Source organism: Azoarcus sp. DN11 (assembly GCF_003628555.1).
Taxonomy (GTDB): domain Bacteria; phylum Pseudomonadota; class Gammaproteobacteria; order Burkholderiales; family Rhodocyclaceae; genus Aromatoleum.
On the sequence record NZ_CP021731.1, the window covers coordinates 1,774,873 to 1,788,104 of the forward strand.

The window sequence follows — 13,232 nt, forward strand, 5'->3', positions numbered from 1 at the left end:
TGGGGTAGAATGGCGGCAACTGTCTGTGAGGATGTCGCGTGATGCAAGTTGACAAGGAAGTCGATGCGCGCGGGCTGACCTGCCCGCTGCCGATTCTGCGCGCCAAGAAGGCGCTCGCCGAAATGACTGCCGGCCAGGTGTTGCGGGTGCTGGCGACCGATCCGGGCTCGGTGAAGGATTTTCAGGCGTTTGCCCGGCAGACCGGGAACGACCTGCTGCAGCAGGGCGAGACCGGGGACAATGCGTTCGAGTTCTACCTGAAGCGCAAGTAAACGTTTGCCGGCGCGCCTGGCCTTGATGGTCGACGTGGCGGCGATACGAAAAGGGGCCACCCCGATGGCGGGGCGGCCCCTGTTGTTCTCAGCCGTGCGGAATCAGCGCTGCGCGAGTTTTTCGAACTGCGGGCGAAGCTTGTCCAGCGTCGCGACGAAGCCGGCGAGGCGTTCGCGTTCCTGCTGCACGACCGCGGCAGGGGCGCGTTCGACGAAGCTCGCGTTGCCGAGCTTGCCTTCGGCCTTGGCGATTTCGCCTTCCAGCCGCGCGATTTCCTTGGCGACGCGCTCGCGTTCGGCGGCGATGTCGATCTCGACACGCAGCATCAGCTTGAAGGCGCCGGATACCGACACCGGGGCGAGTTCGTCCGCGCCGATATCATCGACGATCTCGACGCCCGACAGGCGCGCAAGGCCGGCGAGGTAGGGCGCGTAGACGTTCAGTGCGGCCGCGTCGCCCGCCGCGACCAGCGGCATGCGCTGGGCGGGCGAGATGCCCATCTCGCTGCGCAGGTTGCGGCAGCTGCCGACGATGGCCTTCAGCTCCGCGATCTTCGCCTCGGCGGCTTCGTCGATGCGGCCGAGGTCGGCTTGCGGGTAGCGTGCGAGCATGATGCTCTCGGCGTCCTTGCGGCCGGCGAGCGGGGCAACCGTCTGCCACAGCTCCTCGGTGATGAAGGGGATCAGCGGGTGGGCGATGCGCAGCACCGTCTCGAGCACGCGCAGCAGCGTGCGGCGGGTGGCGCGCTGCTGGGCTGCGCTGCCGTTCTGGATCTGCACCTTTGCGAGTTCGACGTACCAGTCGCAATACTCGTCCCAGACGAACTCATAGACGGCCTTGGCGACGAGGTCGAAGCGGTAGTCCTTGAAGTGCTGCCCGATGTCGGCTTCGGCGCGCTGCAGGCGCGAAACGATCCAGCGGTCGGCGAAGGAGAAGTCGAGCGTCCCGGCATTGCAGGCGGCGCTGCCGGCGGCGGCGTCGATGCCACAGTCGTGGCCTTCGCAGTTCATCAGCACGAAGCGCGTGGCGTTCCACAACTTGTTGCAGAAGTTGCGGTAGCCTTCGCAGCGCGATAGGTCGAACTTGATGTCGCGGCCCGGCGTCGCGAGCGACGCGAAGGTGAAGCGCAGCGCGTCGGTGCCGAAGGCGGGGATGCCTTCGGGGAATTCCTTGCGCGTCTTCTTCTCGATGCTTTGCGCCTGCTTGGGGTTCATCAGGCCGAAGGTGCGCTTCTTCACGAGCTCCTCGACCGCGATGCCGTCGATGAGGTCGATCGGGTCGAGCACGTTACCTTTCGACTTCGACATCTTCTGGCCTTCGGCGTCGCGGATGAGGCCGTGGACATAGACGTCGCGGAACGGAATCTTGCCGGTGAGGTGCTTGGTCATCATGACCATGCGCGCGACCCAGAAGAAGATGATGTCGAAGCCGGTGACGAGGACCGACGACGGCAGGTAGAGGTCGAGGGCGTCGTTCGACTTCGCCGGCCACTCGGAGGTCCAGTCGAGCGTCGAGAACGGCCACAGCGCGGATGAGTACCACGTGTCGAGCACGTCCTCGTCGCGGCGCAGCTTGCCGGTATAGCCGTCCTTCGCGGCGAGCGCCTTGGCTTCGTCCTCGGAATGCGCGACCCACACGCGTGCGTCGCCTTCGGCGTCGGCGTACCACGCCGGGATCTGGTGGCCCCACCACAGCTGGCGCGAGATGCACCAATCCTGGATGTTGTTGAGCCACTGGTTGTAGGTGTTGACCCAGTTCTCGGGGTAGAAGCGGATCTCGCCCGAGGCGACGCAGTCGAGCGCCTTCCCGGTGATGCTCTTGCCGTCCGCGCCAGCCTTGCTCATCGCGACGAACCACTGGTCGGTGAGCATCGGCTCGATGACCGCGCTGGTGCGGTCGCCGCGCGGCACCATCAGCTTGTGCGGCTTGACGGCGGCGAGCAGGCCGAGCGCTTCGAGGTCTTGCACGATGACTTCGCGCGCGACGAAGCGATCGAGGCCGCGGTACTTTTCCGGCGCGTCGTCGCTGACGTGGGCGTCGAGGCGCAGGATGCTGATCATCGGCAGCTTATGGCGCAGGCCGACGGCGTAGTCGTTGAAGTCGTGCGCCGGGGTGACCTTGACGCAGCCGGTGCCGAATTCGCGGTCGACGTAGTCGTCGGCGATGATCGGAATCTCGCGGTCGCACAGCGGCAGGTGGACGGTCTTGCCGATCAGGTGGGCGTAGCGCTCGTCTTCCGGATGCACCATGACGGCGACGTCGCCAAGCATGGTTTCGGGACGTGTCGTCGCGACGGTGAGGCCCTTCAGGTCACCGATCGGGCCTTCGCTGAAGGGGTAGGTGATGTGCCACAGGAAGCCGTCTTCCTCTTCCGACACCACTTCGAGGTCGGAGACCGCGGTGCCGAGCTTCGGATCCCAGTTCACGAGGCGCTTGCCGCGGTAGATCAGGCCTTCGTTGTAGAGGCGCACGAAGGTTTCGGTGACGGTCTTCGACAGGCCGGCGTCCATCGTGAAGCGCTCGCGCTTCCAGTCGGGCGAGGTGCCCATGCGGCGCATCTGGCGCGTGATCGTGCCGCCGGAGTATTCCTTCCATTCCCAGACTTTTTCCAGGAACTTCTCGCGGCCGAGGTCGTGGCGCGAGATGCCCTTGGCGTCGAGCTGGCGTTCGACGACGATCTGCGTCGCGATGCCGGCGTGGTCGGTGCCCGGCTGCCACAGCGTGTTGAAGCCCCGCATACGATGGTAGCGGGTGAGCGCGTCCATGATGGTCTGGTTGAAGCCGTGGCCCATGTGCAGCGTGCCGGTGACGTTGGGCGGCGGCAGCAGGATGCAGAAGGCATCGGGGTTGGACTTGTCCAGTCCGGCGTCGAAATGACCGCGCGACTCCCATTCCGGATACCAGCGGGCTTCGATGTCCGCCGGCTCAAAACTCTTGGCCAGTTCCATGGTGTGCTCTGGGGCTGAAGGCAAAGGGTCGATTATAGCGGATCGAGGCCGCCGCCCTTGCGCCCGAGCGCGGTTCCAGCCTGTTCAGGGTTCGTCCGGCGGGAGAACGTCGGTGTTCTTCTCGAGGTGGTGCGAGATATGCGCGGACAGCGCGGGCAGCAGCGTTGCGCGTAAGTGGGCGAGCGCCTGTTCGCGGATGCGGGCGCCGAGCTTGTCGAGTTCGCGCGCGACGATCTCCGGCAGTTCGGCGTGGAACCACGCTTCGACGGCGCGGGAGACTTCGGTGTCGAGGCTGATGAGCTGTTCGGCGAGTGCGCTGGCCGGGCGTTTCGATGGGGACGGTTGGGGCGCCTTGAGTGCCGTGGGCAGGTTTTCCGCCGCGACGACTTCTGTCAGGACGGGGAGGTCTTCCTCTTCGAGGGAGACTTCCTCCACGGGCTCGGGCAGGTTCGGTTCCGGGCCGCGGTGCCGCTTGAGCAGGGCGTCGGCCTTGCCCAGGAGGAGATCGGCAGCCTTCAGGTCGTCGTCGGGCTCGAGTCGTGGCGGTAGCGGCCAGGGGCTCATAGGGCCTCCCTGCGGATGGCGTCGAAGGCCTGCAGGGGCAGGTCCTTCTGTTTGTAGTGCATCCAGCGCGCGCGCGCCGGGCGCTTCTGTGCTTCGCTCTGCCCGATGATCTCGACCACCATGCGGAAGCGCTCGAAGCCGGGCGGCACGTCGTCGGCGAGGTTGAAGAGGATCTCGGTGTGCGGCCATTCGCCGGGCGCTTCGGCGTGGCCGACGACGACCGGCGTCTCGGCTGCGAGCGCAGAGCCGGCCATCACGTGCGGGACGAAAGCCTGCTGCTCGAAGCTCCATAGCAGCTGGTCGAGCTGGCGGGCGGATGCGGCGTCGGCCGTGCGCAGGGCGACCTTGCGGCCGCTGCCGAAGGCACGGGCGGCAAGGTCGCAGGCCAGCGCGAGCGGGTGCTCGGCGTTGTGGTAGAACTGCACCCGCGGCGGCATCGCGACGGTTCCCTGCCTCAGACCTTGCCGCCCTGGCTGCGGGCGATCAGGAATTCGGCCAGCAGCGGCACGGGGCGGCCGGTGGCGCCCTTCGCGTCGCCGGACAGCCAGGCCGTTCCCGCGATGTCGAGGTGCGCCCACTTGTAGGCCTTGGTGAAGCGCGCGAGGAAGCAGGCCGCGGTGATCGTGCCGGCGTAGCGGCCGCCGATGTTGGCGACGTCGGCGAAGTTGCTCTTGAGCAGGTCCTGGTACTCGTCCCACAGCGGCAGCTGCCAGACGCGGTCGCCGGAGACGGTGCCGCAGTCGGTGAGCTCGCGCGCGAGCTCGTCGTCGTTGGCGAGCAGGCCGCTCGGGATCTTGCCCAGCGCGACGACGCAGGCGCCGGTGAGGGTGGCGATGTCGATGACGCAGGCGGGCTTGAAGCGCTCGGCGTAGGTCAGCGCGTCGCACAGGATCAGGCGGCCTTCGGCGTCGGTGTTGAGGATCTCGATGGTCTGACCGCTCATCGACGTGACGACGTCGCCCGGTTTGGTCGCAGCGCCGCCGGGCATGTTCTCCGTGGTCGGGACGATGCCGACGACGTTGATCGGCAGAGCCATGCGTGCGAGAGCCTTGAAGGTGCCGAGGACACTGGCGGCGCCGCACATGTCGAACTTCATCTCGTCCATCTCGGTACCGGGCTTGAGCGAGATGCCGCCGGTGTCGAAGGTGATGCCCTTGCCGACGAGCACGACGGGCTTGTCCTTGGCCTTGCCGCCCTTGTACTGCATGACGATGAACTTGGGCGGCTGGTGCGAGCCGCGCGCGACCGAGAGCAGCGAGCCCATGCCGAGCTTTTCCATGTCCTCGCGTTCGAGCACTTCGACCTTGAGCTTGAACTGCTTGCCGAGTTCGGCGGCGGTTTCCGCGAGATGGGTCGGCGTGCAAATGTTGCCTGGCAGGTTGCCGAGCTCCTTCGCCAGCGCCATGCCTTCGGCGATGGCCTGGCCGCGCTTGACCGCGGCTTCCATGGTCGCCGAGATCTTGTTGCCCGTCGCAAGCACGACCTTGCGGGCGCCGCGCGGCTTGTCGTCCTTCTTGTTCGACTTGGTCGCGTCGTAGCGATACGTGGCATCGGCCAGTACGCGCGCGAGTTGCTGCAGGGCCCATTCGATGCTGCGTCCGGGAATCTCCACGTCCGCGAGGCAGACCGCGGCGTCGTGCGCGGGAGAGGCCGCGAGCGTCCGGGCTACCGAACCGATGGCATCGCGCCAGGCGCGGTCGCCGAATTCGTCCTGCTTGCCGAGGCTGACGACAATGACGCGTTCTGCGGCGCAGCCGGGGAGATCGTGCAGTGCAAGCAGGGAGCCTGCCTTCTCGTCCAGGTCGCCGCGCGCGACAAGGGCCGCAAGCTTGCCCTTGGAGGCCTTGTCCAGGGCTGCGGCGGCATCGTCGAGTTTTCCGTCCGCAAACGTTCCGACAACGAGGCTGCCGGTTTTCAGCTTTTCCGGGGCTCCGGTCTTTATGGTAAATTCCACGCCCAGCTCCTTTATAAGACGCGTCGTTCCGATTGCCGCCGATTATGGCCTGTTCGCGGCAAATGCGTCAAAAACCCCGTACTCCATTGAGATCGAAGTCCGCGCGATGATTTTCAGCCGCGCCCTCCGGCGTGAATTCTCCCAATCGGCCGTCGGTGTGTTCGTCGCGCTGTTCGCGATCGTCATCACCGTGGTGCTGGTGCGCCTGCTCGGGCAGGCGGCCGGCGGCCGCGTACCCTCGGACGCGGTGCTCGCGCTGATCGGCTTCGGTGCGCTGACCCAACTGCCCATCGTGCTGTCGCTCACGGTGTTCATCGCGGTGCTGATGCCCTTGTCGCGTTCGTATCGCGACTCCGAGATGGTCGTGTGGTTCGCCTCGGGCGTGCCGCTGACGGCCTTCATCCGGCCGGTGCTGCGCTTCGCGCTGCCGATCGTGCTGGGCATCGCGGCCGCGACCCTGTTCCTGTCGCCCTGGGCGCACTTGAAGAACGCGGAGTTCCAGGCGCGGCTCGATGCGCGCGACGACGCTTCGCGGGTGGCGCCGGGCGTTTTCCGCGAATCCGCGGGGGCGCAGCGTGTGTTCTTCGTCGAGATGGGGGCGGGAGAGAACGGCAAGGCGCGCAACGTGTTCATCAGTTCGGAGCAGAACGGGCGCCTCAGCGTGATCATGGCCGCCGAGGGGTCGCTGCACACCGATGAGAACGGTGACCGTTTCGTCGTGCTGGAGAAGGGGCGGCGCTACGAAGGGGAACCTGGCACGCCCGAGTACCGGGTGATGGAATTCGAGACTTATTCGGTGCTGATCGAGGAGCGCAAGACGGAGAGCCAGGGCGTGCGCTCGCGCGTGATTCCCACGCTCGAGCTGTTGCAGTCGCCGACGGAGCACAACCTGGGCGAGCTGCTGGGGCGTCTGGGCGTGCCGGTCGCGGCGCTGCTGCTGGCCTTGATGGCGATCCCGCTGTCCTTCGTGAATCCGCGCGCCGGGCGGGCAAACAACCTGATGTTCGCGATCCTGACCTATCTCGTGTATAGCAACGCGATCAGCATCTTCCAGTCCTGGGTGGGACAGGGGCGGCTGCGTTTCGGGCTTGCCGTGTGGCTGCCGCACGTCGTCGTGCTCGCCCTGCTGGCGCTGATGTTCTACCGGCGCCTCGCGGTGTCGCCCTTCTGGCGGGCCCGTCCATGACGAAGGTGCTCAGCCGCTATCTCGCGCGGGAAATCGTCGGTGCGACCTTCATGGTGCTGCTGGCCTTCCTGTGCCTGTTCGCATTCTTCGACTTCCTCAACGAGCTTGATTCCGTCGGCAAGGGCGGCTACGAGCTGCATCATGCCCTCCTGTACGTGGCGATGATCCTGCCCGGGCGCGTGTACGAGCTGCTGCCGATCGCGGTGCTGATCGGCACCTTGTATTCGCTGACGACGCTCGCGCGGCATTCCGAGATCACCGTGATGCGGGCCTCGGGGATGTCGACGCTGAAGATGTTGCGCGTGCTCGCCGGAATCGGGGTGATCTTCGTCGCTGCGACCTTCATCGTCGGTGAGTACATCGCGCCGCCGGCCGAGCGGGCTGCCCAGCAGTGGCGTCTGACGGCGACCAGTTCCACGGTTTCGAACCAGCTGAAATCGGGTCTGTGGGTGAAGGACGGACCGCGTTTCGTTAACGTGCAGACCCTTCAGCCGGATCGCAGCCTGGAAAAGGTGCGGATCTACGAGTTCGATGACCATCGTGCGCTGCAGTCGGTCACGGAAGCGGAGGGGGGCAGGTATTACACGGACGCGAACATCTGGCGCCTGAGCGGTATCCGGCAGACGCGCTTCCTCGGGAATCGCACGGAAGTGGTGGACATGCCGGAACTGGACTGGAAATCGGAACTGACGCCGGAAGTGCTGAGCGTGCTGATGGTGCTGCCGGAGCGGATGTCGGTGATGACGCTCGTGGCGTATGTGAACCACTTGCGCGAGAACCAGCAGAACTCGGATCGCTACGAGATCGCGCTGTGGAAGAAGCTGAGCTATCCGTTCGCCGCGCTGGTGATGATGGCGCTGGCGCTGCCGTTCGCGCTGACCCACGACCGCAGGGGCGGGGTCAGCGTGAAGGTTTTCCTCGGCGTGATGCTGGGGGTCGGCTTTCACCTGCTGAACGGCCTGTTCTCGAATCTCGGCGTGATCAACAACTGGTCTCCCGCGCTTGCGGCGGTGACGCCCAGCCTCCTGTTCCTTCTCGCGGCGGCGGCGCTGCTGTTCTGGGTCGATCGGCGCTGAAGCGTTCGCGCGCCGGCGCTGTCCTTCGGGCGCCGGCTGGCGCTACCAGCCGTTCTCGACCGCGATCTGCGCGGGAGCGGCGAGCCGGCTGAGTCGACAGCCTTTCGCGATCAATGCCCGATGCGTGTCCCGGACCATGTCGGGACTGCCGCACACCATCACGCGGGAGTGCTCCGGAGTGATCCGAAGGCTTGCGCGCGCTTCCAGCGAGCCGTCGTCGAGAAGCGCCGGAATCCGTCCCGATAGCGCCTGCGGCAATCGGTCGCGGCTCAGGACCGGCTGATAGCTCAGGCGTTCTCCGACGTCTGACCACAGGGGGTGATCGCGCAGGGCGGCGATCTCTTCCCGGTACGTGAGTTCGGCCGATTCGCGTACACCATGGACGAGGACGAGGCGCTCGAAGCGGCGCCAGCTTGCCTCGTCCTGGAGGATCGACAGGAAGGGGGCGAGACCTGTGCCGGTTGCGAGCATCCACAGGTCGCGACCGTCGGCAAAGCGGTTGGTGGTGAGGAAGCCGTAGGGTGCGCGCTCGATCATCACCTCGTCACCGACTTCCAGCTTATCCAGCAGGCTTGTGAATTGCCCGCCCGGGACGATGATCGAGTAGAACTCGAGATGGTCGTCCCAGGTTGCCGAAGCGATCGAATAGGCGCGCCATACCGGACTGCCGTTCGGCTTGCGCAGGTCGAGTCGCGCGAACTGCCCGGGAGCGAAGCGGAATCCGGGGTCGCGTGCGAGGCGGAACGAGAGCAGCTTCGGCGTCCAGCGCCGCTTCGACAGCAGGCGGGCGACGGTGATTTTTTCGTCGAGTGCGATCATCGGATCCTCGTTATTGCCGGATGGGTCCCGGCATCGAAGTTCGGCAGCGGTGGTGTTCCAGCAGGTGCAGGCCTGCGCGGGAAGCTGCGGCTCAGCCGGCGGAGATGTTGCCCAGGGCGTGGTGCGAGGCGAGGCGCACGACATAGCCGATCTTGAAGAACGCGGCGGAGATCGGCAGGGCCAGGTGGCTGGCGATCTGGATTCCCATGCTGAAACGTTCGGCGTAAGGGTAGGCGACCAGCGTGGCGGCGACCATTCCGAGGGCGGAGAAGGCCATCGTCAGGCGGCCGATGGTGAGGCTGCGGCGGGTGAAAGTTGGGGCGGGTTGCATCGCGGATCCTCCTGTGGGGATGGCGTCGTTTTCGAGCGCGGCGGATGCGCGCCTTAAGATGAATATAAAGTTCATCTTTAAAAAGAGTCAACTGATATGAATCTTTGTGCACTGGCGTCTATAATGGAACGCCGGATTCGTCCAACAAACGATGACAGAGAGGGCCCATGCATCTGACCCAGCACACCGATTACGCCTTGCGGGTGTTGATCTACCTCGCCGTGAATGGCGAGCGGCTGGTCACGATCGCGGAGGTGTCGGAACGGTTCGGGATCTCGCGCAGCCATCTGATGAAGATTGCCAACCATCTCGTTCGCGACGGATTCGTCGAGGGCTTGCGGGGCAAGGGCGGCGGGTTGCGGCTCGCGCGTGCACCCGCGGCAGTCAACGTCGGCGAGGTGGTGCGCAGCATGGAGCGCGGGATGGCGCTGGTGGAATGTTTCGGCACCGACAGCCAGTGCCTGCTGACCCCCGATTGCAGGTTGAAGGGGGTGCTGGGCAAGGCGTTGGAGGCCTTCCTGCACGTGCTGGACGGCGTTTCCCTGGCCGAGCTGTTGGACAGCCCCCAGGGACAGGTCGTGCACATCCTGCGGCGCAGTGCGTGAACTCACCTCGCGCCTCGAGAACCGCCTGCAGGTCGTAGTGGCTGGACATCAGCAACGACGACCTGGAGGAGATCATCGTTGCAGCGGAGGCACGCGCGCATCGTCGCCGCATGGGGGAAATCCGTTGCGCGGACATCATGGCGGCCGACGTCGTCACGGTTTCGGCAGATGCGCCGATTGCGGCAGCATGGGCGCTGCTCGCGCGCCATCGGGTCAAGGCCCTGCCGGTGGTGTCTGCCGGCGGCAGGCTGGCGGGCGTGGTGACGCTGCACGACTTTTTTGTTCAGGGCAATGGATTGCCGCGCGCACGCATTGCCGAACATCCCGGCGGGGACGTTGCGGTGCGTGAGCTGATGTCGCCGCGGGTGGTCACGGCGCGCATGCAGCTGGAGGAGCCGGCGGCAAACGGACCTGCGAAGCTCAGGGTGGTCGAGCAAGTGCGCAAGTCCGCCTGACGCGGCGCGCGCCGATCCGCCGGATCAGGCCGTGAGCGCTTTGCTCGATGTGGAAGGCACCAGCTTGCGCAGCCGCCTTGCAGTGAAGAAGGCGAGGGTGATGCAGACGCCGAGTGCGGCGGTCACGCCCGTCCACCCACGGGATTCCCATGCCAGACCGGAGAGCGTGCCGATGACGCTCGCGCCGAGGTAGTAACTGCACAGGTAGATTGCGGTGGCGAGTGCGCGGCGCTCGCCGGCGCGACGCCCGACCCAGCCGCTGGCCGTCGTATGGGCGCCGAAATAGCCGAAGGTGAAGACCGCGACGCCGACGACGATCGCCAGGAGGTGGTTGGCCGTCGTCACTGCGAGTCCCGTGCTGCTTACGAGGATCATCGTCCATAGGACGGCGCGGCGCCCGATGCGGTCGACGAGTCGTCCTGTCCAGGCCGATGACAGGGTGCCGACGAAGTAGAGCAGGAAGACGGCGCCGATCGCGCTCTGGCCCAGTTCGAAGGGCGCCGCGTGCAGGCGGAATCCGAGGTAGTTGTAGAGGCTGGTGAAGACGCCCATCAGCAGGAAGGCGGTTGCGAAGAGGCGACGCAGCCCGGCATCGGCGAACAGTGTGCGGACGTCGGCGAGGATGCGCGCGGGGTGGATGTCGCGCGCGCGAAAATGCTGCGAGGCCGGCAGGCAGCGCCAGAACACGATCGTTGCGACGAGGCCCAGCACGCCGAGCGTCGCGACGGCGATCCGCCATGAACTCCAGTCGGTGATGCAGGCGACGAGAAAGCGCCCGCTCATGCCGCCCAGCGCGTTGCCGGCGATGTAGAGGCCCATTGCCCGTCCCTGCGCGCGCGGGGAGATTTCCTCGCCGAGCCAGGCCATCGCCGACGCAGGCAGGCCGGCGAGGACGGCGCCCAGCAGCATGCGCAGCACGAGCAACTGGTTGAAGTCGGCCGCCAGGGCGGTCGCGAAGGCGATGACCGTCGCGAGGGCGAGCGAGGTCTTCATCAGGGGCTGGCGTCCGTAGCGGTCCGACAGCACGCTGGCGGGCAGCAGCAGCATCGCGAGGGCGGCGGTGCCAAGGGAGACGGCAAGGCTGGCAGTGGTGGGCGCGACAGCGAAGTCGGACACGAGGCGCGGCAGGATCGGCTGGGGCGCGTAGAGGAGGGCGAAGGTCGCGAAGCCGCCGACGAACATGGCGAGGTTGGCGCGCCGGAAGGCGGGTGTGCCAGCCTCGATGTGGGAGGAATCCTTGATGGCGGCTTCTGGCGCAGGGTCTGGCATTGTCGTGCGAATCTCCGGTCGGTCGCTGGCCGCGATGCGGCACGTGACTGAATGCTAGGTTGCGCACGATGCATACGTCCAATATATTCAATTGGATAAATAAATCTGTAAAACAGATCAATGGAGCTACGCCACCTTCGTTATTTCCTTGCCGTTGCCGAGGAACTGAACTTCACGCGCGCGGCGGCCCGCCTGCACATCGGCCAGCCGCCGCTGTCGATGCAGATCCGCGACCTCGAGGACGAGATCGGCACGCCGCTCTTCGAGCGCAGCAAGCGGCGCGTGGCGCTGACCGAAGCGGGCAGGCGCTTCCTAGATCACGCGCGGGAGATTCTTTCGCGCTCGCAGGCCGCGGCCGAGGATGCGCGTCGTGCGGGGCGGGGCGAGCTCGGTGAGTTGCGCGTCGGCTTCACGTCCTCGCTGCCCTACACGACGACGCTGGCCGACGTCCTTTACACCTATCGCCGCGACTTTCCGCAGGTCGATCTGCAGTTGCGCGAGATGTTCACGGGGGACCAGTTTGCGGCGCTGCTGCGTGGCGACATCGATGTCGGGCTCGTGCGCTATCGCGGACTGGTCGTGCCTCCCGGCGTCGTGACGCGGGAGATCGGGCGGGACAGGCTGCGGCTCGTCGTCAATTCCGCGCATCCGCTCGCCGCGCGGAAAGAGGTTTCGCTGGCCGAGTGTCGCGACGAGGGCTTCATCGCGTATCCACTCGACATCGGAACCGGGCTTCCCGCGATCGTCGGCGATCTGTGCCGCGGGGCGGGTTTCGAGCCGCGTGTCGTGCAGCGGGCGCGCGAAGCGACCACGCAGATCGGTCTCGTCGCGTCGGGGCTGGGTGTCGCTGTGTTACCGGCCCCGCTCGAATGCGTGCAACTGCCGCGCGTCCGCTATCTGGCGATCAGCGACGAGGATGCCTACCTGTCGCTCGCTGTGGCGCGCGCGGACCGGCCGCCCAGCCCGGTAATCGGTACCTTCCTCGATGTGCTGGACAGGATTGCCGTTCCGCCGGCGTGAGTGATCCGCGGCCGGTTTGCCGGCGCCGGGGAATCCTGATAAAAGACGGCGACCGTTGCCCGCCCCGCCTGAAATCGTGCCGCACCTCGCTCCCGCCATCGTTTATGCGGACGACGCCATCGTCGTCGCCGACAAGCCGTCCGGCCTCCTTTCGCAGCCCGCGCGCGGCGAGGATCGGCAGGATTGCCTCGAGCTGCGGGTGCAGGCGCAGTATCCCGATGCGCTGCTCGTGCACCGGCTCGACATGGCGACCTCGGGCCTGATCCTGCTCGCGCGTGGGCCGGAGATGCTGCGGCGGATGAATCACGCGTTCGCGCAGCGCACGGTCGGCAAACGTTATGTCGCTGCGGTGCATGGACTGGTCGTGGGTGACCGCGGCGAGATCGACCTGCCGCTGGCCGCCGATCCGGACAACAACCCGCGCCAGATGGTCGACCGCGAGCGCGGGCGGCGGGCGCTCACGCGGTATCGCGTCGTCGCGCGCAGCGGCGAGGGCGACACTGCAGTGTCGCGCGTCGAGCTGGAGCCGGTGACGGGGCGCACCCATCAGCTGCGCGTGCACCTGATGTCGCTGGGGCACCCGATCCTCGGCGACGTCCTTTACGCGCCGCCGCACAGCGCGCAGCGCCACGCGCGCCTGCACCTGCACGCCGCGGCGATCGCCTTCATCCACCCGGAGCGGCGCGTTCCGCTGACGTTCGAGAGCGCCGTCCCGTTCTGATGCGACGGAGG

Annotated in this window: 14 protein-coding genes; 7 read left to right on the top strand and 7 right to left on the bottom strand. The window is 66.5% G+C overall.

Annotated elements, in window-relative coordinates:
- Positions 1-41 precede the first annotated feature (41 nt).
- Entirely contained in the window at positions 42-272 is a 231-nt protein-coding gene (locus tag CDA09_RS08110) for a sulfurtransferase TusA family protein (protein ID WP_121428154.1), read from the top strand.
- Positions 273-374: 102 nt separating this feature from the next.
- Here CDA09_RS08110 and CDA09_RS08115 read toward each other — a convergent pair whose 3' ends face one another.
- The 4 genes from CDA09_RS08115 to CDA09_RS08130 all read right to left on the bottom strand — a co-directional run bounded on the left by CDA09_RS08115 (position 375) and on the right by CDA09_RS08130 (position 5,739).
- Positions 375-3,221 (bottom strand): valine--tRNA ligase, encoded by a 2,847-nt coding sequence (locus CDA09_RS08115; protein ID WP_121428155.1) that lies wholly within the window; start codon positions 3,219-3,221, stop codon positions 375-377.
- Between the two features lie 84 nt (positions 3,222-3,305).
- Positions 3,306-3,785: a hypothetical protein gene (locus CDA09_RS08120; RefSeq protein ID WP_121428156.1), complete on the bottom strand. Its 480-nt coding sequence runs from the start codon at positions 3,783-3,785 to the stop codon at positions 3,306-3,308.
- Positions 3,782-4,222 (bottom strand): DNA polymerase III subunit chi, encoded by a 441-nt coding sequence (locus tag CDA09_RS08125; protein ID WP_121428157.1) that lies wholly within the window; start codon positions 4,220-4,222, stop codon positions 3,782-3,784. The genes CDA09_RS08120 and CDA09_RS08125 overlap by 4 nt, the downstream gene beginning before the upstream one ends.
- A gap of 17 nt (positions 4,223-4,239) precedes the next feature.
- The gene (locus tag CDA09_RS08130) at positions 4,240-5,739 is read right to left on the bottom strand and encodes a leucyl aminopeptidase (RefSeq protein ID WP_121428158.1); all 1,500 of its coding nucleotides are present in this window, start codon (positions 5,737-5,739) and stop codon (positions 4,240-4,242) included.
- Between the two features lie 106 nt (positions 5,740-5,845).
- On the opposite strand from CDA09_RS08130, the gene lptF reads away from it, so the two are divergent.
- Together lptF and lptG are read left to right on the top strand one after the other, a co-directional pair.
- Positions 5,846-6,925, top strand: a complete 1,080-nt coding sequence (lptF, locus tag CDA09_RS08135) for an LPS export ABC transporter permease LptF (RefSeq protein WP_121428159.1) — start codon at positions 5,846-5,848, stop codon at positions 6,923-6,925.
- Positions 6,922-8,001 (top strand): LPS export ABC transporter permease LptG, encoded by a 1,080-nt coding sequence (lptG, locus tag CDA09_RS08140; protein ID WP_121428160.1) that lies wholly within the window; start codon positions 6,922-6,924, stop codon positions 7,999-8,001. Before lptF ends, lptG begins: the two co-directional genes overlap by 4 nt.
- Positions 8,002-8,043: 42 nt before the next feature.
- On the opposite strand, the gene CDA09_RS08145 is transcribed toward lptG, so the two are convergent.
- A complete protein-coding gene (locus CDA09_RS08145) occupies positions 8,044-8,820 on the bottom strand; it encodes a ferredoxin--NADP reductase (protein WP_121428161.1) in 777 nt (258 codons plus the stop codon).
- A 91-nt stretch (positions 8,821-8,911) separates the two neighbouring features.
- Complete coding sequence (locus CDA09_RS08150) at positions 8,912-9,151, bottom strand: hypothetical protein (protein ID WP_121428162.1); 240 nt, start codon at positions 9,149-9,151, stop codon at positions 8,912-8,914.
- A gap of 167 nt (positions 9,152-9,318) precedes the next feature.
- Between CDA09_RS08150 and CDA09_RS08155 the strand changes: the two genes are divergently transcribed.
- Positions 9,319-9,756, top strand: coding sequence for an RrF2 family transcriptional regulator (locus CDA09_RS08155; RefSeq protein ID WP_121428163.1), 438 nt, complete (start codon positions 9,319-9,321; stop codon positions 9,754-9,756).
- Between the two features lie 137 nt (positions 9,757-9,893).
- Complete coding sequence (locus CDA09_RS08160) at positions 9,894-10,211, top strand: CBS domain-containing protein (protein WP_286164420.1); 318 nt, start codon at positions 9,894-9,896, stop codon at positions 10,209-10,211.
- Between the two features lie 24 nt (positions 10,212-10,235).
- Here the strand turns inward: CDA09_RS08160 and CDA09_RS08165 are convergent, their stop codons facing one another.
- Entirely contained in the window at positions 10,236-11,480 is a 1,245-nt protein-coding gene (locus CDA09_RS08165; RefSeq protein ID WP_502697091.1) for an MFS transporter, read from the bottom strand.
- A 120-nt stretch (positions 11,481-11,600) separates the two neighbouring features.
- Here CDA09_RS08165 and CDA09_RS08170 point away from each other — a divergent pair, with 120 nt between their 5' ends.
- Positions 11,601-12,500, top strand: coding sequence for a LysR substrate-binding domain-containing protein (locus CDA09_RS08170; protein ID WP_121428165.1), 900 nt, complete (start codon positions 11,601-11,603; stop codon positions 12,498-12,500).
- A 76-nt stretch (positions 12,501-12,576) separates the two neighbouring features.
- Positions 12,577-13,221: an RluA family pseudouridine synthase gene (locus CDA09_RS08175; protein ID WP_121430787.1), complete on the top strand. Its 645-nt coding sequence runs from the start codon at positions 12,577-12,579 to the stop codon at positions 13,219-13,221.
- Positions 13,222-13,232 lie beyond the last annotated feature (11 nt).

Excerpts from the sequence above, each read along its gene's own strand:
- CDA09_RS08110 (WP_121428154.1), top strand. The coding sequence starts at position 42 with ATGCAAGTTGACAAGGAAGTCGATGCGCGCGGGCTGACCTGCCCGCTG.
- CDA09_RS08115 (WP_121428155.1), bottom strand. The coding sequence starts at position 3,221 with ATGGAACTGGCCAAGAGTTTTGAGCCGGCGGACATCGAAGCCCGCTGG.
- CDA09_RS08120 (WP_121428156.1), bottom strand. The coding sequence starts at position 3,785 with ATGAGCCCCTGGCCGCTACCGCCACGACTCGAGCCCGACGACGACCTG.
- CDA09_RS08125 (WP_121428157.1), bottom strand. The coding sequence starts at position 4,222 with ATGCCGCCGCGGGTGCAGTTCTACCACAACGCCGAGCACCCGCTCGCG.
- lptF (WP_121428159.1), top strand. The coding sequence starts at position 5,846 with ATGATTTTCAGCCGCGCCCTCCGGCGTGAATTCTCCCAATCGGCCGTC.
- lptG (WP_121428160.1), top strand. The coding sequence starts at position 6,922 with ATGACGAAGGTGCTCAGCCGCTATCTCGCGCGGGAAATCGTCGGTGCG.
- CDA09_RS08145 (WP_121428161.1), bottom strand. The coding sequence starts at position 8,820 with ATGATCGCACTCGACGAAAAAATCACCGTCGCCCGCCTGCTGTCGAAG.
- CDA09_RS08150 (WP_121428162.1), bottom strand. The coding sequence starts at position 9,151 with ATGCAACCCGCCCCAACTTTCACCCGCCGCAGCCTCACCATCGGCCGC.
- CDA09_RS08155 (WP_121428163.1), top strand. The coding sequence starts at position 9,319 with ATGCATCTGACCCAGCACACCGATTACGCCTTGCGGGTGTTGATCTAC.
- CDA09_RS08160 (WP_286164420.1), top strand. The coding sequence starts at position 9,894 with ATGGCGGCCGACGTCGTCACGGTTTCGGCAGATGCGCCGATTGCGGCA.
- CDA09_RS08165 (WP_502697091.1), bottom strand. The coding sequence starts at position 11,480 with ATGCCAGACCCTGCGCCAGAAGCCGCCATCAAGGATTCCTCCCACATC.
- CDA09_RS08170 (WP_121428165.1), top strand. The coding sequence starts at position 11,601 with ATGGAGCTACGCCACCTTCGTTATTTCCTTGCCGTTGCCGAGGAACTG.